The sequence below is a fragment of the Snuella lapsa genome, assembly GCF_039539345.1.
In the GTDB taxonomy this organism is placed as follows: domain Bacteria; phylum Bacteroidota; class Bacteroidia; order Flavobacteriales; family Flavobacteriaceae; genus Snuella; species Snuella lapsa.
The window spans coordinates 16,868-41,773 of the sequence record NZ_BAABCY010000017.1; the positions used below are offsets into that span (position 1 = coordinate 16,868).

General features: G+C 37.3%; 19 protein-coding genes and 1 tRNA gene. 1 reads left to right on the forward strand and 19 read right to left on the reverse strand.

Features of this window, described 5'->3' with window-relative positions; all coding sequences use genetic code 11:
• Positions 1 to 11: 11 nt before the first annotated feature.
• Positions 12 to 335 (forward strand): hypothetical protein, encoded by a 324-nt coding sequence (locus ABD792_RS03235; protein WP_345004343.1) that lies wholly within the window; start codon positions 12 to 14, stop codon positions 333 to 335.
• Between the two features lie 20 nt (positions 336 to 355).
• Here the strand turns inward: ABD792_RS03235 and ABD792_RS03240 are convergent, their stop codons facing one another.
• From ABD792_RS03240 to ABD792_RS03330, 19 genes are all read right to left on the reverse strand, one after another.
• Positions 356 to 670, reverse strand: coding sequence for a DUF6730 family protein (locus ABD792_RS03240; protein WP_345004344.1), 315 nt, complete (start codon positions 668 to 670; stop codon positions 356 to 358).
• 12 nt (positions 671 to 682) lie between these two features.
• Positions 683 to 1,549: a relaxase/mobilization nuclease domain-containing protein gene (locus ABD792_RS03245; protein ID WP_345004346.1), complete on the reverse strand. Its 867-nt coding sequence runs from the start codon at positions 1,547 to 1,549 to the stop codon at positions 683 to 685.
• Complete coding sequence (gene mbpA, locus ABD792_RS03250; RefSeq protein WP_345004347.1) at positions 1,546 to 2,070, reverse strand: mobilization protein MbpA; 525 nt, start codon at positions 2,068 to 2,070, stop codon at positions 1,546 to 1,548. The genes ABD792_RS03245 and mbpA overlap by 4 nt, the downstream gene beginning before the upstream one ends.
• Positions 2,054 to 2,935, reverse strand: coding sequence for a toprim domain-containing protein (locus tag ABD792_RS03255; protein ID WP_345004349.1), 882 nt, complete (start codon positions 2,933 to 2,935; stop codon positions 2,054 to 2,056). Before ABD792_RS03255 ends, mbpA begins: the two co-directional genes overlap by 17 nt.
• Before the next feature lie 324 nt (positions 2,936 to 3,259).
• Positions 3,260 to 4,465: a primase-helicase family protein gene (locus tag ABD792_RS03260; protein WP_345004351.1), complete on the reverse strand. Its 1,206-nt coding sequence runs from the start codon at positions 4,463 to 4,465 to the stop codon at positions 3,260 to 3,262.
• 24 nt (positions 4,466 to 4,489) lie between these two features.
• Positions 4,490 to 4,777, reverse strand: coding sequence for a helix-turn-helix domain-containing protein (locus ABD792_RS03265; RefSeq protein WP_345004353.1), 288 nt, complete (start codon positions 4,775 to 4,777; stop codon positions 4,490 to 4,492).
• A gap of 369 nt (positions 4,778 to 5,146) precedes the next feature.
• A complete protein-coding gene (locus tag ABD792_RS03270; RefSeq protein WP_345004355.1) occupies positions 5,147 to 6,373 on the reverse strand; it encodes a site-specific integrase in 1,227 nt (408 codons plus the stop codon).
• A gap of 231 nt (positions 6,374 to 6,604) precedes the next feature.
• Positions 6,605 to 6,678, reverse strand: a tRNA-Arg gene (locus tag ABD792_RS03275).
• Positions 6,679 to 7,139: 461 nt separating this feature from the next.
• Positions 7,140 to 9,086: a hypothetical protein gene (locus tag ABD792_RS03280; RefSeq protein ID WP_345004357.1), complete on the reverse strand. Its 1,947-nt coding sequence runs from the start codon at positions 9,084 to 9,086 to the stop codon at positions 7,140 to 7,142.
• Positions 9,087 to 9,104: 18 nt separating this feature from the next.
• Positions 9,105 to 12,239 carry an efflux RND transporter permease subunit gene (locus ABD792_RS03285; RefSeq protein WP_345004358.1) on the reverse strand — a complete coding sequence of 1,045 codons (3,135 nt, stop codon included), beginning with the start codon at positions 12,237 to 12,239 and terminating at the stop codon, positions 9,105 to 9,107.
• Between the two features lie 150 nt (positions 12,240 to 12,389).
• Positions 12,390 to 13,556 (reverse strand): signal peptidase I, encoded by a 1,167-nt coding sequence (gene lepB / locus ABD792_RS03290; protein WP_345004359.1) that lies wholly within the window; start codon positions 13,554 to 13,556, stop codon positions 12,390 to 12,392.
• Between the two features lie 374 nt (positions 13,557 to 13,930).
• On the reverse strand, positions 13,931 to 14,476 hold the full coding sequence (locus ABD792_RS03295; protein ID WP_345004361.1) for a hypothetical protein: 546 nt from the start codon (positions 14,474 to 14,476) through the stop codon (positions 13,931 to 13,933).
• Position 14,477: 1 nt separating this feature from the next.
• Complete coding sequence (locus tag ABD792_RS03300) at positions 14,478 to 15,551, reverse strand: BF3164 family lipoprotein (protein ID WP_345004362.1); 1,074 nt, start codon at positions 15,549 to 15,551, stop codon at positions 14,478 to 14,480.
• 94 nt (positions 15,552 to 15,645) lie between these two features.
• Positions 15,646 to 15,909 carry a hypothetical protein gene (locus ABD792_RS03305; protein WP_345004363.1) on the reverse strand — a complete coding sequence of 88 codons (264 nt, stop codon included), beginning with the start codon at positions 15,907 to 15,909 and terminating at the stop codon, positions 15,646 to 15,648.
• A 15-nt stretch (positions 15,910 to 15,924) separates the two neighbouring features.
• Entirely contained in the window at positions 15,925 to 16,191 is a 267-nt protein-coding gene (locus ABD792_RS03310; protein WP_345004364.1) for a hypothetical protein, read from the reverse strand.
• A 663-nt stretch (positions 16,192 to 16,854) separates the two neighbouring features.
• A complete protein-coding gene (locus ABD792_RS03315; protein WP_345004365.1) occupies positions 16,855 to 18,453 on the reverse strand; it encodes a TolC family protein in 1,599 nt (532 codons plus the stop codon).
• Positions 18,440 to 21,523, reverse strand: a complete 3,084-nt coding sequence (locus ABD792_RS03320) for an efflux RND transporter permease subunit (RefSeq protein WP_345004367.1) — start codon at positions 21,521 to 21,523, stop codon at positions 18,440 to 18,442. The genes ABD792_RS03315 and ABD792_RS03320 overlap by 14 nt, the downstream gene beginning before the upstream one ends.
• A 32-nt stretch (positions 21,524 to 21,555) precedes the next feature.
• Complete coding sequence (locus ABD792_RS03325; protein ID WP_345004368.1) at positions 21,556 to 22,629, reverse strand: efflux RND transporter periplasmic adaptor subunit; 1,074 nt, start codon at positions 22,627 to 22,629, stop codon at positions 21,556 to 21,558.
• 47 nt (positions 22,630 to 22,676) lie between these two features.
• Positions 22,677 to 24,446 (reverse strand): O-antigen ligase family protein, encoded by a 1,770-nt coding sequence (locus ABD792_RS03330; RefSeq protein WP_345004369.1) that lies wholly within the window; start codon positions 24,444 to 24,446, stop codon positions 22,677 to 22,679.
• Between the last annotated feature and the right edge of the window lie 460 nt (positions 24,447 to 24,906).

Below are 24,906 nucleotides of genomic sequence, written 5' to 3' on the forward strand. Positions count from 1 at the left end.
AACCTAAAGCCATGAAACCCAAAAAGAAGGACTTCAAAAGATTAATAAAAGCTGCAAAGCATCAATTCGATACGTTACAGCCATCAGATATCCGAAACGATAAATTTAAAGCCACTTACTTAGAATTTGATGGTTATTTAGACCTGTTCACAACTATTGAAGCTTTAATGAATGTTAGCATTTTAGCTACGCAGGGTGATTCCTATTGTCCGCCCCACATAAAGGATCATGGCAAGGATATCCGTAAAACCCTAGAGTTGGCTCAAAAGCTTTTACCGTTTGATGAAGGAGAGTTTTTGGATGATGTAAATTCAATTATTAAACATTCCGAATAAACCAATACTACAACAATCGTTTATTTCATAATTACATAAGCAACCAACACTACGGATATAATAACGCAGATTATAAAGATTACCACCACCCAATTAGGATAAATTTTGGCCTCCCTAATTTTTTTATTGAACCGTTCTTCAAACTGCTCTATGGCATTTTGGTGTTCATTCATTTTATTTTGATGTGCTTCAATAATGGATTTATATTCCATTAAATCCATTTTAAGCTTGGTGGTTTTAAGTTCCTCATTGATCTTTTCTAGCCTTTCAATCCCCTTATCAAAGTCGTTAAGTTCTTCAACCAATAATTTCGAAAGCTCCTCTATTCTTGTCATAATATGATGTTTTTAATAACCTATTCCTTTTTGTATCGCTTTTTTAAGTATGAACCTGGCAATTTTCAGGCTAACGCTGGGTGTCAGGTCAACGGCCTTGCCCATTAGCTTTACTGTTGCCGTTTTTGTTTTTGAGCTCAACTGGATTTCAGCTGTAGACCTACCGGCTATTTGTTGGGCAATATTGCCAACGGACATGTTACGGTGTACTTCACTCCCTTTAAGGTTATGGCCATCAAACCCAAACCGAAACCCCTGGAGCTTGTTCTGCTTATTGATGACCGGTATCACGTCCACACTATTGGCCTTCATAGCCTTTATATAATCATCCATACCCCTGGGCTTGAGTTGACTCATGGCCAGGTCATGCCTGCGCTTTATCTCTGCCCTTATCTCCCTAAGGTTGAATTCCTTTTCAAACTGCACCTGTCTTACCGTTGTTAAATGCATGCGCTCTGCCACACGCTCGGCGGCTTGTTGGCTCCGTTTTCCAATAAAGCTATCGTTATAGGCCTGCCCGTTAAAATCAATACGGTTGACATACAGATGGATGTGGGCATGCTCCCTGTCCCGATGTACGAAGGCAATGGCCTGCCGCTCCTGTAGTTTCATTTCTTGGATAAACTGCCTGGCAATAGCCTCCAGCCGTTCCTTTTCCAGTAGCTTGCCATCTTCAATGGTTGGACTGATAACAAAGGATAGGGTGTTCTTTTTGCAGTTATCGTTCAGGTCCTGGAACATTTCAAATTCTTTGGTGATTTCGTTTGGTGTCTCACCATGTAAATGTTCCTTTAGGATGACCTCCGCATCCTTTTCCTGGTTCCAACCATAGGACATCGATGCCCGTGTATGTGCTATGCTCTTGCCCTTACCTATCATTTTTGAAAATTGTTTAGATGTCTCTTAATCTCATTGGCCAGTTCATGCACTTTTTGCGTGAGTTTTGGGTCTCGCTTTTTAAACATATTACCGATCGACTTAAAGTTGTTATGGTATTTAATAAGCATTTTATAGATATTGATATGCTCTTCACTAAACCGTTCGGTGATCTCTTTTTCAAAAACAGAGCGCCTGATGTATTCACTAAGGGTCAATCCCGTGCTTTTTGCCTTTACCTTTAATAGTTTCTTTTCGTAGACGGAACATCGAAACTTAACGAGTTCTTCCTTCCCCTTAAACACTCTTTTTTCTCTGCGACCTTCGGGAGCAGACGAGAATGTGTCCACAGACACACATCTCGAATTCCTACCCAAAACGACCTTCCCTTCCGTTGCACCTGTTTCCAGATCCAATACAATACTATCCGAATCGTTAATGACATCGGTAGGAATCTCAAGCGTCCGTTTATCCTGTTCCTGAATTTCCGGGGGTATATATTCAAAATCAGCTTCCTCCAACATGGCACAGGTATTCGTTTAAATCTTTATGGTTCTTATAAGTTTCCCTTTGGTCAGTTACAAAGGGATAATTTTCTTTTAAATATTGGGTGCCATTATCCCCTGTTGTATCATTATCCAGATAGAGCAAGATCCTATCATAACAATTAACATAATGATTAACATAACGATTAACATAATCCTTCACATCCCTTATAAAAGCAAGTGAATTGAGCACGATAATATCCGAAGTATTGGTTAGCTCCTCCTCTAATACCGCCAGTGACAATAGATCGAACATACCTTCCACAATAACCAATTGCTTGCTGTCTCTTTTAATAAGGCTATAGGATTTGGGACTACTGCAATTTTTGATAATCCTATTGCGAAGTTCCCACCCTCCTTTTATGTTCTCCAATCCAATAGCAAAAAATAGGTTGCCATGGTATTTGTACCAAACTTGCTTACAGTAAACTTTCGCTACTGACAACGGTACCGATCTTGAACATAAGTACTGAACCAATGCTGGGTGTGTAATTTCCTGGATCTTTATCACGTCTACAATTGACACATTCTCCCTAAATGGTATTTGTTGCTGCTGAAAAGAAAAAGAGGTTGGTTTATCATTTAAAAACACCAGGGCTTCTTTTACAGGACAGTTTAAAACAAGGATTACCAGATCAATTACATTGCCACCAATGCCCAAACCATGATCGTACCATCTGTTCTTTCTTTTAGATACTTTCAAAGAGGCTTGTGTTTCTGACCTGAAAGGACTCAGAAACCAAGCTTCTTGTTCCGTTTCCCTATTGGGAAAGTGCCCTAATTTTTCCAGTGCCTTTTCCACTGGAAAATTACGGGCTGTTTCACAATTTATTTTTCTTTTCATCTGCTTAAATTTTATTGCTTTTTATCGGTCACACTTCGACCAAGCTCAGTGCAGGAATGTAATTCGCCATTAAGAATTTTCAATTCATATCTAGAATAGTCATGGCTCATTTCATAAGCCAATATACTTTTAGGTAATTTTTTGATGATTTGATGACAACATCCTCTCATCCCTTACCACTACAGGGTTTCCCTTGTCATCGTTTTGTCATCACGGCATCATTCTTTAATTTATTTCTACTATCTCTGTCATCATTTTATTATTTGATGACAAAGTGATGACAGTTTGATGACAGCCTTAGCCCTTATAAATACAAGGGTTTCTCTATTCTGTCATCACGTCATCAAAATTTTTAGTCAAAAAATCCTTTTTAACGGTAAAGTAGCGTCCCTTTCCAGTTATCAGGTTCATCGAACCATCCCCCCAGATCACCAGTTTTTGATATTTATTTGAATTCGTCTGATTGGTAAGTTCCCAGTCCATTTTTAGCATTTTCCGAAGCTGTGTTAGATCCGTTTTAACTCTGGTCTTATTGAGTAGATTCAGTGCATCTGTCGGACATAAATGAATTTCATCAACTTCCAGGTGTTCCATAGCACTTAATAAAATACTGGCCAGCTCCTTCTCAGCTCGATTACGATTGTTACGTATCAATCTAAGCAGTGCCTTGGTCATGATTTGTTGCGGTTGAAACCACATCCGGGTCACATGTCTGGAACTTAATTCCCTAGTTACCAAAAAATGTAAAAAGGCAGGGATCTCTTTGATTAGGTTTTCTAGGAAATCCGTTTCCTCCTGGACTATATGTGGCACCTTAATCACCCAAAACCGGGTTTCATTAGCATCAATTTTTATAAAGTTTTCCTCATTGTTACTACATAGAATAAACTTTCCGAAAAACTCTACTTCCCGCTTATCCTTGCCCTTGGCCTCCAGTTTATTAATATTAGTAGTGCTTAGGTATTTTATGCGCTCGGTAAGTTCCTCTTTGTTAAACAGTACTTCATCAATACATATCAGTAATTTATTGGCCCAATCAGCGTTGAACTGGCTACTAAAGCTGTCATTCGTCAGATAGGTCAGGTTATTTTCAAAAATAGCCTTAAGCCATTTCAAAAAGGTACTTTTTCCTGTGGAGCGCTCTCTGGAGACCAGACACAAAATGGGCAAAACCTGAATAGGCCTCATATACAGTATCTGAAGGTAATCCAGACCCAATTCAAAGTGGTTTCCAAAAATATGCTTAACAAACCTAAAGGTTGTCTCAATTTCTCCTTCTACTGGAGTTCTGGATAATGGCGAGTAGGTATTATAAAACCCGAAGTATTCCTGTTGGTATTCTAAATGGCTTGGTATGCAGGTAAAACCGTCATACTTTGGTATTTTACTCAAGTAGTTCTTCCCATGGTCATGTTTTATAGTATCCAGAGTCCAGTGAACCAGAATTTCATTAAAATGACCAGCAATAGTTGGAGCTTTGACACGCTTGTAATACGACGTGCCTACACGTACATAAGGTATCTGTTTCATGATAAATATTTTTATTGAATTACCCTACCGTGTCCCTTGGTTTCCAGTATGAACCAAAGTTCCTGATTCTAGATTTTGTTGTGGATTACGATTGTTTTGGAGTAACCAGTCCACAAGCCTCTTCTTTTCAAAAAAGAGCATTTTGCCATTGGGCTTCGAGTGGGGTATCTTACCAGAAGATGTTAACTTATACAAATAGCTCCTTGATATGCCCGTATAATCACTAGCTTCATCAAAGGTCAAGACCTCTTTTTGGCCAATGAGCAGTTTTTCCAAACGGTCAAGCCGTTCCAATATTAATAGATTGTCCATTTTTAATGTTTTTAGATTAATAAAATGAACAAAGGCCTTTGTTTTCCCTTATGGGAGTGTGGAAATAAAAGTATAAAACAGAGCTGTTGAAAGAAGAAAAAACCTAAAATATTTATTCACAAATATTTGACAAACAACACTTTAAATCAAAACACATTAAACTATACAGCCAAAACGATAACTTCATCTTTCTTATATCCTTTTCATATCAATTGATACTAATGAAAATGTCAAAAAAATGCCAGTAATTGTATATTTTCCAAGTTATTAACAATAATAAAAATGGGTTATGATTAAAAATTAGGTATCATGCCTCTATTTTTGAATAATAACTTTGTAAACTCACGCTTTTTAATTCAAAAGTAGAGTCTATTTAGCTTGTAGCTTTTCACTCAATTTAAACATATCCTCACTCACCTTTTTATTAATTACCCTGGCATAAATTTGCGTAGTTGCTATTTTAGTATGCCCCAAAAGTTTAGAGACTGTCTCAATGGGGACACCATTGCTCAAGGTAACCGTCGTAGCAAAGGTATGACGAGCCATATGAAAGGTTAAGTTTTTTTTAATGCCACTTAACTCGGCTATTTCTTTTAAATAGCTGTTAATCTTTTGATTTGAGAAACAAGGGAAAAGTGTATTTGAAACTATGGTTCTTTGATGTCCTTCATATTTTTTAATTAAATTTTTAGCCTGATTCAATAATGGTATTTCCAAAAAGGATTTTGTTTTTTTCCTCTTAGACTTTATCCAATAATTTCCATCTATACCTAATATAATGTTGTTAGCTGTTAAACCGTGCATATCTATATAGGATATCCCCGTATAACAGCTAAAAAGAAACAGATCCTTAACAATGTTAAGTCTATCAATGGATGAATGAAATTTTTCTAATGAATCCAGCTCAGCATCTGTCAAGAACTCCCTTCGTTTATTTTCAAATGAGCTTTTAAACCTAACAAATGGATCTTTAATTATCCACTCCATATGATACGCCATAGTAACCATTTTACGTAATCGCTGCAAATGTTTCATTGCTGTATTATGACTCATTTTTCGTTGATGATCCTTGGGCTGATAGGATTTGATAAAGCATTCGAAATCCACAATAAATGAATAATTTAAACTTTGTAGACTAACATCAGTAGTTTTCAGTTTCTCGTTTAAGAACTTTTCCAAATACCCTTGAGTTACTTTATAATGACGAAGTGTATGGCTATTTAATTTTTCCTTGGAAACTTCATTGTGATATTTAAATAATTCCAATAATGTTTTGCCTGATTCATCTAGTCCCAAAAACCTAGATTTAATTAATTGAGCAGTGATTAATTTATTTTCACTCAGCAAGTCTTCGTAAGACTCATAAATTTTTGCTCTTACTTGCTCTAAATACTTATTAAAAAGTCTAGCTTGTTGTTTAGTCCCTCTCGCCTTACCCTTGTTTGCATCCCAACTAGAAATGGGTATACGTCTTTGCAAGCTTAAATTTGTTCGTTTACCATTAACTGTTATCCTTGCATAAACGGGAACTTGATCGTTTTTAATACGTGAGGTGTTAGCCCAAAATAAAAGGCTAAAAGTTGATCGATTTTTCATAATTATCGTCTTTAGTTAAACATTTACCAAGACGAAAGCCAAATACAACTATCTAAATATAAGGATTTTAACCCCTTATTCGGTCAACACTTTTTCATTTTTTTAAACTGTTGACCGATTTAGCACCATATAATCTCAAATCAAATCAAATTAAATTAGCTCCTTAAAACTACAAAACCTTGCAAATCATATAGTTTGCAAGGTTTTAACACTTTTTGAAAGGTGCTGTAGTGATCGCGACAGGATTCGAACCTGTGACCGTCTGCTTAGAAGGCAGATGCTCTATCCAGCTGAGCTACGCGACCCATCAAGGACAAAAATCTTGATAAAAGTTAATAAAGTCGGGGTGGCAGGAAGACCTACAACACCAAATTATATAGTAAAATCAATAAGTTTCAAATCCCAATCCATACTTGGTAACCGAATAGGTAACTTATTTGATAAGAACTTTTGCTTTGTTTTACCTCTTTATTAAGGAGCTGCAAATATAATAGCCCAATTTCTATTATACAAGATAAATTTTAGTATTTTTTATAAAAAGATCCTTCTCTGAATTATTAGTTAAAACCTTAGTTTCTTAAGTGTTTATTTTACAAACTTTTATTCCATTTTTCAATATGTGAGTTGGAACAAAACATAAATCAATAAGTATCCTTTTAAAGATATGATTTGATCTTTTTATATTGAATGTACAGAATTATTTTTTTAAGCCACTTTTAATAAGACTTCTCTTAAAACTAAAATAAAATTTCAGATAATAAATTTCTTAATACCATATTTGTTTACCTTCTTCATATTCAAATATTCTTTGCTGTCTTCCTCCATCCAAACATTTTAGATACAACAATGCTTTCTCTGGCACGTTATCAAATTTTAATTCGTACGACGAATCCGCCTTCTTAATTCCTAAAGAAATAAAATTGCCTTCATCTATATAGAAAAGCTCATATTTATTTCCTTCTAAAACATGATTTAGATTATTTCGAGGTGTAAATCGAAATGTTGAAACATACCGGGGTTTACCCAAATCAATTCCTTTCCATGTTACCGTATCAGTTTCTACAGAAATATGTTCACCTTCCAACGGAACACCCTGTTCTTTTGAGTTTTCATCGAACAAATCTATTTCCCTTACGGTTATCTTGTCTTTAGAGAATATCCTATAATATCTATATCTCTTTTTACTCTTTATTGTCAGGTCATACGGCCTTAATTCCGGATAAAAATCTATTTCTCTAAGCGCTATCGATCCCTTAAAATCTTTTCTGTTAGAAGCCTGAATCAACGCTCCTTTCAACAAATGAGCTCCTTTCAGCCATCCGTTTTTTGCAGGATACTTTCGTTTAATTGCAACTTTTCGAGTTCCCTTTCCTGGTCTAAACTCATTAATTTCCCCATCCGCTGTTAAGTGGAATGGCACACCACACGGAACAATAGTTCCATTATTGTAAAAAGCCACTTGATAAACAATATCAGTTCCCATCTTAGTAAAACTTGCTTTTTTACCTTCTAACTTTCCCCAATGAACAGGAACCCAATTCTTATTAACCCCCAATACGCACAAATATACATAATAGGTGTCTTTAGGGATTTCTTTGGTGATATTAACCGTAACATCTTTGGCTTTAAAGTATTCATTAGAGACATCTTTCTTTTTCACGTTCCTAAATAACTGAGGAATGTTTTCTAAAGAGACTCTATCATCAGAAATAGGTCCCTCGAAATGGGTAGAAAACGTGTGTCTATACACTTTTGGAAGTCTTATCTTCCCACTCCAATCGTCTTCAAACAAATTGTTGTTGATATTCGGGTTATAAAACCAGCTATGATTTTGTTCCCAATACGATTCAAAATACAATGTTTTTCCACCATAAAGTAGTGCATTCCATTGGTGGTCATCTTCCCTATGCCCCCAGGCCGGTACAAAATCAGCAACCATTGGTATTCCTTCGGCATTAACAGCATAGGTATTAAACCAACTCTTTATGGTACACTTACCTTGCTTAATTTTCATAAAATCTTTATACCTCAAAATTGGGAAGCCCTGCATTAACCAATAATCAAATCGATAGTCCTTGTACTGTTGAAAAAAAGAGTCGCAAGCTTTGGTAAATGGTATTGGATATGAGTCCGAAAAATGGTTTTTGCTGTTTAGTATAAAAAAACTTCTCCAATCTTCAATGGACTTACCCTGTATTTGGCGGTAAGGCAAAACATATTCGCAAAAATCTTTAAAAGGAACACTATCCCTACTATAAGGATTATCTTTCCACGATGCATAAGCTTGGTTTATATTCTTAATAAGGAAATCACCTGTAACTGATTTTACATCTTCTTTTATAGGCCTGTAATAAATATTTCTGTATGGATCCTGATCTGTTTTAAGACTGTCCCAAAATTTATTCATATAATCATTTACATTTATCTCTTCGCCTAATTTCTTTAATGCCTTTAATGAATCATAAGTTCGATAAATAATATCATATTTATGAAGATTCAATGTGTCATACGAATAATTATAAGGCAGATTAGCAACAAGGAACTCGGCCGATTGAATTTTTTCTTTATTGTTTTCCTTTTTAAAATACTCCAAAACCTTAACTAATTCTCCTCTATTGGCTTCCGCCATATCGAGAGCTTTTTCAACTTCGGGACTATATTTGCTACATGAAGAAATTATTAAAATGAACAGGTATAAGATATGTCTTTTCATAAAGCGTTTTAATGTGATTTATTTTTTTATTGAAAAAAGGGGTAAATAAAAATATATTCCGGTTAATGAAAACACCAGCCCTCCAATAGCGCCCACGGCAAAGGAAAACCAAAAGGCCTCGTTTTGCCCGTGCCATACAAAAGGAACCAGCCCCACCACGGTAGAGACAATGGTTAAAATGACAGGAATGATCTTATAATTATAGGCTTTGAAATACAATTGTTGTGTATTTCTATTGGGGTATTGCTTTCTTAAATTATTGTAATCATTAATAATGAACAAGGCCGAGTTCACACTAATGCCACATAACAGGATAAAGGATGCATAGCCCCCTTGGTCAAAATTAAAATCGAACAGGTAAAAGGTCAGGAATACCCCAATGAACGACAGTGGAATCATACTGATTATAGCAAAGGGTTGCCTTAACGATTCCAAGAGGATACTACAAACAAAGAAAATAATAAAGATGACCACAAACAGGTAATAATACTGCTTGGAATCCTTTTTGTTCCAACCTCTGTGAGACTGTTCCAAAACCCGGTAGCCTATGGGAAGTTTTTTTTGAAGTTCCTCAACGTTGCGCTCCCTTACTTTTTGAGCCAGGGGATAGGTTCCCAAAAAATCGTAGGCCACCGTCAATTGGTACTGCTGGTTATTCTTTTGGATAGTATTGCCAGACTTCTGCTTTTCTATTGAGGCTAACTGATCCAACTTATATTGCTTGTTTCCAATAGTTATGGGCGCATGCTTTAAATCCCAAACATTGAATTTCTGGTAGGTATCGGATACCAATCGTACCTGTTGCAGCTCATGATCTTGTACAATAGAGGCTACGTTTCCCGAGTGTACCTGATTTTTAAGATAGCCATAAAGTTGATTTTGGGACACATTGGCCATGGCCAATTGTTCGCGATCGAAATCCAAAACGTATTCATTAAGGGCATTACTTCCCCAGTGTCCACTGGTAATCTCCACATCCTTGACTCGTCCGTTGGAATTTACCTCTAATTGTTGTTTTAACATTTCGGCATACCCAAACAGCTCATCGTAATTATAGCCTTCCAGAGTAATACGGTTACTTTTATACCCCGTTCTCAGGGCATTGGAAAAGCCTCGTCCCACACCACTAACGGTCCAGTCCAGCCCGCCCAGACTGATCGATTTGGATTCCAACATACTTTTGAGGGTATAGGGAAAGCCTCCAAATTCAAATTCATCTTTAAAATAAATGGTGATATTGGAGCTTTTAGGACTGTTGATTCGTGTTTCGTACAGGGACACCTCCTCAAATTGTCCGATGTAGTTTTCCATTTTCAGGATCACGGCGTTAAGCTGTTCTATGGTACAGCCATCGGGCATACTTCCGGTAACCTGCAACGTGGTACGTTCAGGCTCACTGTAAAAGGAGCTCTCAAATACCTCTTCAGTAAACAACCGTAGGGAACCACCCAAAACTTTTTCCAAATGAGGGCGAAGCTCGGTATTGTACCATTCGCTCCCCAAGGTATTATTGTACAGTGTTGTCCACATGTCATCACCTTTTAGTTCTTTGGGCAACAAATGGACGGGTAGTCCAAAGCCGAGTATAAACAGCAGCACAAAGACCCACTTAAATTTTGGTTTTCGCATCCAACCTATGGCATGGGCATAGCGTCTTGTAAAACAGACAACACGCCGTTTGCGCTTTCTTGAAAAGCGAACCCGCTTTTTCTCCAGGTGCGTCTTCTCCAACAGGGCGGGTACATAATACAGGGAAATGAACAGGGAAACGCCTATGTTAATGGCTATGACCAGAGCAAAGTCCCAAAGGTTCAGGCGCTGGTTCTCTTCCAGCAGGAAAATGACCATGAGCGCCCCAATGGTGGTCAATGTGGCGGCCAATATGGCCAGAAACGCTTTTTTATCCCCTTTGTTACGGACATGGTCTATCATGATGATGCTGTTATCTATAATGATCCCAAAGGAAATGGTAATTCCGGCAAAGGAATAGAGCTGCAGCTGTACATCCAGGGCATAATAAAAGATAACGGCTATGAGCAGGTTGGTAACAATACTCAAAAACAATACGGTCAAGTACTTAAGGCTCCGGTTTATCAGGACGATCAGGACCAGCAAGATAAGAAAGGAAAACAGGGTGCGCTTTTGTATCTTTTGAAGTTCCTCTACAATGAATTCCGTCGTGTCCTGGGTCATTTTTAGGGTATACCCCGTCGGGAGCTCTTTTTTTAGATTATCGACCGTAGCCCTTACGGTCTTGGCCAGATCGATGGTATTTACCCCCTTTTCGGCATAGACCACCATATTAACGGTATTGAGGCCATTGACCCGGTAATAGGCACTGACCTTGCCTTCCCTGTAACTTACTTTGGCAATGTTGTTTAAATAGATGATCCGATTGTTGAGTTTCTTTACTGGGATATGCTCCCAATCGATAGTGCCCTCTGGCTTATAGCTTAACACTACGGCGATCTCCTGATCCGCACTGTTGTTATCCAATTGGATCAGAGCATTACCCAATTCGCGTACTCTTAAATAGGTACTCACCGCGTTTTGGATATCACCCGCTGACAGGTGTAACTGGAGCAACTTTTTACTGTCATACTCGATGACCCACTCATAAGGAGCGGCCCCATAGACATCCACCTTATTAACTCCTTTTAAAGTGGTCAGTTTAGGAAGGATATGGCTTTCGGTATATTTCTTAATGTAATAAGGGCTTTCGCTGGCATTGACACTGTAGGATATGATGGGTGAGGTATTCTCGTTGGTACTGCTCTTTGATAAAGACGGATAGCTGACGCCCTCGGGCAGTTCGGAGTAGCTTTGACGGATGAGATTGGCCACTTCAAAACGGATCGCGTCCATATCAACGTGCTTTTTAAAGTCCATGGAAATGGAACCGCTTCCCTTTCGGGAGGTCGAACGAATATTCTTGACCCCCTTAACGGTATTGAACATGCCCTCTAGTTTGGAGGTAACCTCCTGTTCCATGACCTTGGCCGAGGCATCGGGCCAAATAAAGGACACGTTCAGAGATTTATTGGCGCGGGTTGGGGTCAACTGGACACTCAACAAGGGGACAAGGCTAGCCCCGGTGATGGACAGGCAAATAAAAATAGTTAATATGGTAAATGAGGATAGTTTTTGTTTCATTTTTGTCATTCCTACGTAGGCAGGAATCCTTTATTCAATTAAGTCCAAATTAGCTAATAAATCGTTACAATTCTTGTTTTCTTTTCTATTAAATTAATTTGCTATTGACGCTTGCATTTATTAATATTTTTCATTTTTATCAGTTGAATATTACTCTACTTTCTTAAAAAATCTATTCCATTGAAATGTATCCTGATAGTTGGACCACAGTACACATTGCACCTTGCCAATAATACGCTCTTCCGGAACAATACCCCAAACCCTGGAGTCCATAGAACCATTTCTGTTATCCCCCATCATAAAATAATAGTTCTGCTTAAAGGTGTAGGTTGTCACTTCAGTCCCATTTACGGTGTACTTATCCTCTTTAGTTTTTATAGATACTTTTTCATGCTCGTTAATGGCCTTATGGTAAAGGGCATAATTTTCAAGGGTGAGACTAATCGTCATTCCTTTTTTAGGCACTACAAAAGGTCCGTACTCATCTCGGTTCCAACAATTATACTCCGAATTGGGATATACTTCACTTTTCGAGGTTAATGTATCTGTCACTTTTTTTAAACCCTTGACATCACCCAATCGCTCCAATTCACTTTTTTCCTGAAGGGACAGGGTTGTTCTAAAATGGTTAGAACGCGTCCTATTAAGAGCAATATTCAGGTCAATGGAATCCAGTTTATTATAAAATACCCTTCTATTGTTAACACTAAATTCATAGGTGTTTAAGATCTGATTTGAGGGACTCAAAATATTCTCGCCTATATACACATCACCTCGTCTGATAGCTAAGGTATCACCAGCAATGCCCATACAGCGCTTTACAATGACCATATCATCCTTAAACATGGTAAACACCACAACGTCGCCGTTCTTTATGTTGATTGTTCCTGATAGGCGTTTATAGATCCACCATTTTTCATTGATCCTTTGTTTAGCTCTGTCATTAAAGTAAAAAGCAATATTAATCCATGGGATCTCAAAGGGTGAACGAGGTAACTTAGGCCCGTACTTTAACTTGTTGACTAGAATAACATCATTGGTATATAAAGTATTGTTCATGGATGCACTGGGGATTATGTAAATATCAACCATAAAGAGCTTGGTGCCAATGACTATAAGAAAGATAAAAAAAAATGTCCATATGCCCTTTAAGGTCTTCTTAATTAACTTATTCCTTATTTTTTCTAAAAACCTCGTAATGGTTAGATATAACACCAATAGCAATAATGTATACAGGGACACCCAATAAGTGCACGTCACAAATAGAAACATGAAAACTACCGTGTAAATAATTAGTCTGTATTTATTCTTTGCCATTAGTATTATTACAGCAGACCAAAATATGTACCATTTTGTGGCTAGCAATAAAATAGTATATGTATTAGTTTGTTTGATAGGTATTAACACCTAACCATTTAATATGACTAATCAATAAGATTATAAAAGATATCTTTTTACTTTAACATTTCCGTTTTATCCAGATTAATACCGACATCAGTAACTCAAATCATTTGAACAAAATAATCTTTAAGATGTTATAATGAGAGAATATTAATTTATTTATGACTTCAACAATGGATATAATTTACATTTTTTGATTTTAATAAAAAGGCAAAACAGTAGTTTATTATAAATTGTACTTATAAATCAAAGGGATAGTGCTAATTTAACTTTCCATCAAAGATAAAATTTTAATTAAGTATCTTCTTACTCAAGACTCCTTTGTCAACATAAATCTGCATAGCCAATTCTGATTTGAATGGATCAAGAGATGTTATAATCCTATTTTTACTATCTAATAACAAAATATTACGATAACTATCCAAAAAAGAATTATTCTTAATAAAAAAATCATTTGGATCAGCTTTTAAATATTGGTTATTTTGTAATTCAACTTGCAATTTGTCAATGTAATACTCAATCAAATAAACATCATTAGACCTAGACACAAAAAAACACTGAATATCTTGTATTCTATTTTGTACTTCATTTATTTTTTTAATCCAGTTTAAAGTTTCTGCCACACAACTTGAACAATTTCCATCAAAATAAATTAGCAAGAGATTTTTATTATATTTATTGACTAAAAAATTTTCAGGAAAAACAATGACATTTCCTTTTAAATCATCAAAATTCGCTGTTTCTGAAACTAATACATTTTGACTTTTTTTATGGTCAACACAAGATGATATGAATAAACAAATCACGATAACTTTAATGATTAAATTGCTTTTCATTTTAAATAAGATTATATTTTATTAATATTATTTCACCTTTATTATTAATGGATGTCCCATATAAATATTTTTCATCATTGCTCAAAGAAATTGTAAAAATAAATTTATCTAAAACAAATCTTTTGATTAAGTTTCCATTCCAATCCAACTTAAATACTTCTACTTGTGGTAAAGTATTTGGTCTGTCAAATCTATAGCTTATAGCACCAGTGTATATTATATATATAGAATTATTAGAAACAACACCCGATCCATAACTATAAAAAGATCGTCCTCTTTTGAATTTTACCATTTTACTTTTTTCCAAAAATGTATATTCAGGTTTAGCTGTTTCTGGCCCTATAATACTTTTTTTTAGTTCTAAATCTTTACCGTAAAAATCTAATTTATTTAAGTGAGTATTTGCCACTAAAATTTTATTATGTTCGGCTGAGTATAAAATATTCGCTCCAGTAACATTAGATACAAAAAATTTACAATTAGATATATCTGGACCACTTAAATTATCTTTTTCTGAATAAAAAAATACTTCCTCTGTATCATTATAAAAATCAGCTGATTCTAAAAAAAAGGAATTATAACAAATAAATTTATTATTTTCCATATATGTAAAACTTTTAACAGAGCTAGGAAAATCCATTGTTTTAATCTTCTTTTGACTCCCATTGCGCATTAAAGAATCAATATTATATTCTGACAATCTTCTTTTTACAACATCGTAAACAAAAAGCTGAGAATTATTGTTTTTAGAATCGCTTGAATTGTTTAACAGTTGAGCACTTAAAAGCTCATTTGGACCTTTACCTCTTTGCCCAAATTCCAAAATCTTTTGCTTGGTTTTAATATTGAATAATTCAAAATAGTTATCATCTGTCTGATTATTCTCAACTATCACAAGAGTATCCCTTATCAAATGATATCGAAAGGGGTCTAAAAGACCTTTAATTTCTATTTGTTCACCTTTAAGTTTTTTAATATCCAAAAAACTTTCTTTAGTGATTTTAATAGATTGAACTTTACTTTTTTGACATCCAACAAACAGAATTATTAGAATAATCATTTTATAAAACTTCATAAAATAAATTTATTTAAAAGAATTGATTGGAAAAAAGTCCAATCAATTCTTAATTACACCTTTCTTTAAATATAATAATTGATATCTTCTAATTTTAATAAAGAAGAGTTGAGTTTGGACATGTTACACTAAAAGGTTGATCATCTATTACTCCTGTTATTACACAAGTGTTATTAAATGTAAGACAATAAGTGGTCCCTGCCCCTTCCATAGTAATACTACATTCAGCATCAGCTGTATTTATATTAATAAGACTAGCTAAACTTAAACCTGAATTTAAACTGTTCATGGTATTTGTACTAAAAAACACGGTAAACGCGATCATTACAACTACTAAAATTCCAATTATTTTTTTCATATTATTATGGTATTATTACTCCGGCGTTGAATTTGGACATGTAACATAAGTTTGATAAGTATCATCTAAATAAATTGTACAGGTATCATTAAAGGTTGTACAAGTTGTAGATGTTCCGTCAGGACATGTTACGGTACACTCAGCATTAGCCATATTTACTTCTAGCAAACTAGCTAAATCCAAATCTCCTTTTAAAGCATTAGAGGTATTCACACTAAAAAACATGGCTGTAGCCATTGCTGCTGCACCTATAAACGTTACTATTTTTTTCTTAAAATTCATTTTTAAAAAAATTTAAATTATTAGACTCCCATTTACACGGGATTAACAAATTATCTTTACTTTTACAAAGTCTAATCCTAAGGGTTCGAGATGTCGAGGTATGCTACTTTGTGGAACATAACAAGGGCTTAAGTTTTTTTGAGCAATTGTGCTAGATATTTTTTAAATTGAAAATAAAACTTTCTATTTAAAAGATTCCGTGTCAAGTACGGAATGAATCCATCCTCTGGGTGTTATTGTGGTCTGTTCTTATAGATTTCAATTTTATGGTTAAACATTATGTGCATATTTTTTAGCCATGTCTTACCCAGAGGTTTTTATAGCACTTATTTATATTTAAATATATTGTGCTCGAAAACACAAAGATAAATGCTGTAAGGGACAAATGCTGTCACTTTGCTAATTTTCAATGAAATATTTATTTTTTTTCCTACAGTATTTAATATTATTACCTTCTTCCCTTAAATGGGATACGAATCTTTTAAGCGTCCTTATACTGCATCCAAAATCATCTGCTACTAACTCCAATGAATAAAGCCGCCCTTGTTCAATTAAGTACAGCAAGTATTTTTCCTTTTCTTTTCGTTCTGTGTAGGTCATAATATACTTTAATTAGAGATTCTTAAGTCGGTCCTAGCCCTCCTTCTGATGACACATTTTATTTTAATTATTGATAATGATTTCAAAATCCTGGGTTAAAGGTGTGTTATTTATAAAATCATACAGCGTTAACTGTTGTACCTGGTAATACAGTTTCCAATAGCTTAACAGGCTCTGAATGTACTGTTCCGTGGCAGTCTGCCAGGCTTTCCTGGAACTGGTCAGGTTTAACAGGTCTACCCGCCCCGACAGAAAACGTTTTTCGGTTATCTGGTAAGATTCCCTGGCGATCCCGCTGGTCTTTTGGGCTCCGATCACCAGATCCCTTTGCAGATTAAAGTCAATGACCTTTTGCATAATGTCCTGCTGTATCCTGTCACCATCCTGCTGCAGTTCGATATCGGCTACGTCCTTGTTCATCTTTGCGGTCTTGATCTTGCCCCGGCGTTCGCCCCAATCCAAAATGGGGATACTAAAATTAAGGGACAGCATCTGTTGGTCCAAAAGATTTCCATAGGCATCCACAAAGGTATTGGCCTGTTGGTTAAGTCCGTAACTAGCTGTTACCGAGAGGTCAAACCGGTTGTCCTTCACAGCCCGGTCCAGATCCCTTAAAGCTTCGACTTTCCTGAGCTTTAAATTAAGGATATCCGGATTATTGGCCTGAGCTAGTTCCGCTGCTTCGGTTATATCGATCTGCAGACCGGGCACCAATTCCGGTAGTTCAGGCAGGGCATTGTTGGGTAATTCATCCCTTAAGAACAGCTTTAGTGAGGCTTCGGTCTTCTGTAGCATTTGGAGGTTTTGGGTCAGGTTGGTATTGGCATTGTAAACGTCCATCTCCAGATTGAGCAAATCGTCCCGTTCTATGGATCCCAGATCATAACGCCTCTTTCCAATCTTGAACAGTTTTTCGGTTGAAGTCTTGTTCTCCCTGGCGATCTCCACCTTTTTATGGGCCAGCGCCCAGTTAAAGAATAGATCAATGGTCTTCAAGTTGATGGTCTGTTGCTCGTAGATAAATTCCTGTTTAGCCTTTTGGTACTTCAGGGGCTCGGTCTGTTTTTCCCATTTAAAACGGTTATAGGCCATCACGGGCTGCACCAGTCCGATGCGGACCGGGGTAGCACTATAACTCTCTATCTCTGAGAGGCCCGAATTGACGATCCTGTCGAAACTGGAGTTAATAAACAATCGTGTTCCGGTAGCCCGGATGTTCTGTGTCATCGATACATTGGCATAGGAACTCAGACTTTGCTGCTGACGGAACACATCAATGTTCTGCTCAGAATCGTAACGCTTTACCAGGGCACGATTGAAGGTAAAGGGACGGGTCTCAAAATCGATCTTGGGCAGCAGGCTCGACCTAAAGGATCGGAACTGCCAGTAATTGACCCCGTACTTACGCTTGGTCTTAAAGGCATCTAAAGAATTTTGACCGGCGAGGTTTAAAACCTCGTTTAGAGAGATACCTTGTTGGGGACTAACCGTATTGGATACCTGTTGGGCTAAAAGCCTATTATTTAAACTAAACAAGATAAGTGCAGTAAGTATGGTTAACGTAATTCTAACATGAGAGGGGATCGGTTCTCGATACATCACACTAAAGTGTGACACTCGAACTGACATTCTATTTTTATTAAAAGTTTTACTTTTTGGCATACGATTTTAGATTTGAGAGGTAATAATAACACAGTGGGATAAAATACAGGCTCACCAGGGTTCCCAACAGCATCCCCCCTATTAAGGCTATAGCTAATGGTGCTTGCAGTTCGGCACCTAATCCTCTCGAAAATAATAAGGGAACCAGGGCCAATATCGTGGTTAAACTGGTCATTAATATGGGCTTTAAACGACGTTGTCCTGCTACCAGAAGGGCCTTGATCAGCGTATATCCCTGGCGTTGCAACTGGATAATGGTATCGATCTTTAAAATGGAATCGTTGATAATAATCCCACTCATCACCACAATACCGATCATGGACATTAGGTTGATGCTCATCCCAAACAGTTTAAGGAATAAGAAGGCCCCTGCCAGGTCTAAAGGAACCTCTAATAAGATGATCAGAGGAAGCGTAAATGACTCAAACTGGGCCGCCAGGATAAAGTAGAGCAACAGTAAAGAAATAAACAGTACCATAATGAGTTCGCTCATCAGCTCTTGATTGCTAAAATAGCTTCCTGAAAAATTGACGTCGTACAATGTATTCTTACCGATAAGTTCTTTAATACTGTTCATAGTATTATCTATCTGATCTTCTTTAACCGGAAGGTCCATAGGGTAATATTCGCCTTCAACACCACCCCGGATGGTCTTTAGATCTTTGGCAGACACCACCTTGATAAAGTCCTTGATATGGAACACAGCACTGTCCCGGGACACCACCGTGGTTTCATTTAAAATAGCATTGATCTGTTTTGACGGGCCTCCCAGGATAACGGGAATGAAATTCTGGTTATCGACAACGGACAGAATATCCCGTTCGTTAAAGGCGCTTTTTAAGGTGCTGAAAATAGTATGGGCATTAACGCCATAAGTCATTAGTTTTTCCTGATCGGCCACTAGGGTCATATAGTCCTGCCAGACCAGGGGCTGTAGTTCCAAATGGTCAAAACGCTGCTGCAGCTGATACCACACCTGCTTAAGACCGTCGTTTTGGCTACTACCCAGGTTATCTACCGGACGCAAGCGGGCGGTAAGCGGTGCTTCATCATTTGAAAATATCAAACTGAAAATGTTATCGACATCGTTATACTCATAGGAAGCATTAGGATACCTGTTTTGAATGGTATGCTGAAGCGTTTGTTTTATGGCAGCCAAGTCATTTGGGTCCTTACATTGCAGGTAGAGGGCACTCTCGGAGGTTTTGGCTGCTGTGGTTTTATCCAGGATAAATTGCTGGTTCCCCACTAATGCCGTTTGGTTGATTAGCTGTGTCTTTATGGGCTCCAAAAGGGTTAACACGCGCATCTTGTTCTCTTCGACATGGATCTGCTCATTCCAATCTATCTTTAAAAGGGCTTCGGTCCTGGTAAAGTCGGGCATCTGGGTTTTGGGAAGGATACGGTAGAGGCCAAGCCCCAATAAAAGCAGTACAATACATATACCCCAAGCCATCTTTTGCCTGCGCATCACCCACCGAAACCCTTTTTCATAAAGAGACTCATAGTCCAGACGGTTCATCCTGGTCAGAAAGCGCGATAGGCGTCCTTGCCAATACCTGTTCCTTAAATGGAACAAACGGTATAGTACGGGTAGCAGGGTAATGGACACAAAAAAGGAGGCAAACAGTCCGATACTTATGGCCATAGCCTGGTCGTAGAACAGGGCGCCACTAATACCACTTAAAAATACCAAAGGCACAAAGACGGCACAGGTAGTGAGCGCCGAGCTCAGCAGCGGCTTGATCACTTCGTTGGTTCCCGCGACACAGGCCTCAGATAAGGTATAGCCCATACCCCGGTATTGCGTGATGTTGTCTATAACAATAATAGAGTTGTCTATCATCAGCCCAATACCCAGAACCAGCCCGGAAAGGGAAATGATATTGATGGAGATATCCAGTAACTGGAAAAACAACAAACAAACGATAAGGGAAGTGGGGATACTGATCCCGATAAGCAATGGGGACTTAACGTCCTTTAAAAACAGGAACATGATACCAAAGGCCAATAGCATGCCCCACAGTAAGCTTTGCAGCAGGTTGTTTATGGCATAGTCCAGCAGCTGGGTCTGGTCCCTGGTAATGGTAAAATCGATATTAGGGTAATCTTTCTCAAAATAGCCTAAAAGTTGGTTTAGGGAGGCTTTTAGGTCCCCCATACGGGCATCGCTCTGTTTGATAATCGCCATGGTCACAGCCTCCTTGCCATTGGACAGCACCAATCCTGTGCGCTTTTGGGGATGCTCCAGCACCTGGGCGAGTTCTTTTAATTGGTATACCCGGTTGTTCTTGTGGATGTAGATGTCCTTTATTTCCTGGATGTTGTCCAAGGTACTTCCCAGGCGTACGTCGTACTGGTACTGACTGTCCTTAATAAGCAGACTCCCTATCTCCAGGTCGTATTTTTTGATGCCGGATTCCAGGGCGTCCAGACTGATCCCGAGGGCATCCAGCTTATATTGGTCGGGGATGATCAGTATCTCGGGCGATACCAGGCCACTGAGATCTACCATGGCCACTTCGCCCACCTGTTCGATGCGCTTGCGGATCACCTGATCGGCAAAACGATTAAAATCTACAAAGTCCTGCGAAACGGGATATAGATCGTTATTGGACGATGGTAGTTTGGCGTCTTCTTTTAGGGTCATACTTAAATAGAACACCGGAATGTCCGTGGCACTAGCCTTAATGACCCTGGGACGCTGCATGTCCTTGGGGAAACCGCCCATGGCCCGGTCTATCTTTTCGTTGACTTCTATAAAGGAATAGTCTATTTTTGTGCCGTGGTTAAACTGTAGGCGTATGGTACCAATACCGTTCGTAGATTCACTGGTAATATCCTTTAGGTGACTCAGTTGCATCAGGTTGCGGCGCAGGGGCTTGACCACAGCATCTTCCAATTGCCTTGTCGACATGTTATTGACCGATACCTGCACCGTAATCTCAGGAATGTCTATATCGGGCATTAGCGACACAGGGATAAAACCAAAGGCATACAGGCCCAGGATCAGGATACCCAAGCTGGTCATCAATACGGCTATAGGTTTGTGGATGAGGAACTTTACCATATGATATTGGTTATTAAAAACATGAAGACTGTTTATTGTTTATCTGACTTTATGGACTTGATAAGCACCTCGGTATCATGGGCTAAATTGAGGTTCCCGGAAACCACAATGGTATCGCCTTCTTTTAGGGAAGCACTGCTCTTATCGGGATGCGGGATGACACTGTATTGCCTACTGTTCTCGTTGGTGGTCTGTAGATAGGTCCAATAGGTCTTGCCAGATTTTATGGTAAACAATACTTCCTGATTTTGGCGCAATACCACCGCTGCTTTGGGCACGACAAATTGGTTAGGAACCTCCTTTTGGATAAAGACCTTAACGTTCATGCCCTCCAATAGCTGACCATCGTTCTTTACTTTTGCCTTTACCAGAATGGTACCGTCCTTTTCTACCTGGGGGTTGATAGTGGTAATAGTACCGAGATAAGATTTATTTAAAGCAAAGGGAACTATCTGTACCTGTCCGCCCAGGGCTATTTCCGAAACTTCCGATTCTATGAGATAAAACTCGACTTCAAACATTTTGTCATCAATCAATGTCATGACCTCTATCCCTGCGTTGATATGCTCATGCTGCTTGTTTTTAATATTAGCGATCTTACCACTAAAAGGAGCAATCAATTTAGTGGCCTTTAATTTAAATTCGGCGTTCTGAAGCTCATGTTGGGCATCCTTATAACCGGAACGAATGGCGAGCATCTCATACTCTTCTGTCGGGATACTGTCCTTGTTAAAAGTATCGTAACCACGCCCTACCAGTTTGTCCTGAAATTCCAACTCAGCCTTTTTAAGGTTGATCTTGGCCTTGGTATAGGCTTGCCCAAAGGTAAAGACTTTTAAAGCTGCCAACGTTTGCCCCTGTTTTACATAGTCGCCATTCTTTACGAAGAGCTGTTCCAGATTTTCGCTGACATCGAACTTTAGCTGGTTTTTTTGCAAAGCAACGAGCCTACCATTGCTTACTATCTCCTTTTTAAAATTTTCCTGTTTCAAGATCATGGCATCCACCTCATTCTTCTCGGGGAGGTACTGCTGTTTTGCTATGGGACCTTCTTCTGCTCTGGTCTGTTCCTGTTTGCAAGAAAACAACACTATTACCAAAAACATGAATATCAGTTTTAATTGAAAGGATGTTTCTATTTTTTTTTGCATATTTAATATTCCGTTCCGTTATTACTATCTTCTTCTAAATCTTTATAATTACTTATAATTGTTTTCATTTCTGCCCTTATTTCCTTAATGGCTGTCGATGGTACTTTTACATCTTTAAGCAAGATTGCTTTTGCCATAACCAAGCCCTTATCCTTTTCTCCGTTTTCCTCATAGAGTTTTGCCAAAAGGTAAAGCGGATAAAAACGTACCGGTATCATGTTAGCAGCATGTTGATAAGCGGCTTCCGCCTTACTATATTGCTTGTTTTTCATATAAGCATCACCTAATGCCGTTTCAATAATGGTCGTATTAAGATACTGTTTCGCCTGTTCTAATACTTCTATGGCTTCTTGATGTTTTTTACCCATAACAAGAGCTTTACCATAGTTCATCAAAAAATCGCCTTCCTTATTCAGTACGGGGTAAATCTTTTCGTATTCATCAATAGCTCCTATATAGTCACCATAATTATAAACCATTAAGGCTTTTTTCCAGATTTTGAAGCTCTGTTCTAGATTTTTGGTCAACCCAAACCCCTTTATTCCACCAAATACAAATACCCCAATTACAAATACTTTAAAGCCACTAAATGCATACCTTTTTGATCTAGTATTAATTTTCCATTCATACGTATTGTTATCTAAGGTTACTAATAACCCAAGTAATACAACAAGAATAAGCTTAATAGGTAATATTTGCATAGGATAAGAAAAAAAAGCAAACAGTCCTTTAGATATCAAGCAACCCAAAATAATTAAAAACATAAAACGATGTTCAGGAGAAACAGATATTTGCATAAGAAAGAATACTAAGATTATTAACAACAAAAGCCCTAAAACACCCTCTTCGGCTATAAACTGTAAATATTCATTAAATGCATAATAGGTATTGTCTGCAACTTCAGCTTCTTTGGTCTCCCCATTTTGCACAAAATAGTTGGCTTGATAATCCATATAATCGGATTTGAAGCGATCGAAACCAAGACCAAAAACGGGGTTGTCCTTAACCATTTCTGTAGTAACTTTCCATACGAACAAACGGCCATCTGAAGATCCTTTTTTAAAATGGTAAATTCCATAGATCCCGACACCAATAACGAACAGAATAGAAAACAAGAAAGCACTTTTTTTAATTATATCAAGGTTCCTTAAGAATTGTACAACATACCGATATCGACATTCAAATAAAAAAATGCTTCCAACAATAACTGCTAGCCAAGCTGCTCTCGATTGTGATGCAGGGATTACCGAAGCAATGGTTATTATTCCTATTAAAGGAACGTATTCGTATACATATGGCACTACTTTGTTAATTAACCTTGAATGCTTCCCTTTTTTCAATAGTAAGCATTCTATTATCCTCTCTTTATACAGATACATGGCTAGTGCTATTGAAAAAACAGCTGAGACAAATCCGGCATAGGGCCCCGGATTGAAAAAACTCCCGGTTAATTTAAATCCTGAATGATTGGAACTGTAAATACCAAACAATTGCAAGTTTCCATAGATCGCTTGTATAATTCCAGATATTACAATAACTAATAACAGCCATATGTAAACCTTAACAGAAAAAGTCCTTAAAACAACATATAAGATTACCAACCCCAACAATTCACAATAACGTAATGAAAACCCATAAATAGATTGAATTTCATACCTATTAATCGTTATATATAATAACAGTAAAAAAAGAGAAATATCTATTTTAGAAAAAGAAATTGAAGCGTCCCGATTAAACGCAAATTTAATGACTAAACCTACTAACAATACCATAACTATATATGAAAACAAGATGAATTTACTTGTTATAGTCGATTGGGCGTAATTTGAATCATTTATTATTGACAATATTACCAGTAACAAGGTTACCACTAAAATTAAAAAGCATTTGGAAGCGTTGGTTAAGTTCAAATTTTTATATACTAAATATTAACAAGTAAAAAAAAAGAGTCGCTGACTATGTATAAAATTTGAGCTAATAAACTTAACACTCAACTCTCTCATTGTGTTATTTTTTCCTTACAATTTATAGGATATTTCGCCTCTCAAATATAGGTAATGGATTATAAATATAGGCTGTTTTTAGACTAATAACGTTTATAACACGACATACAACATTATTCAAAAGACAAACACCCCTCCTATCATATTACAAATTCTTACATTATCCACATTTAATATGATATTTGATTGGCAATAGTGATATCTAACTTCATATGATGCTAAATTTGAC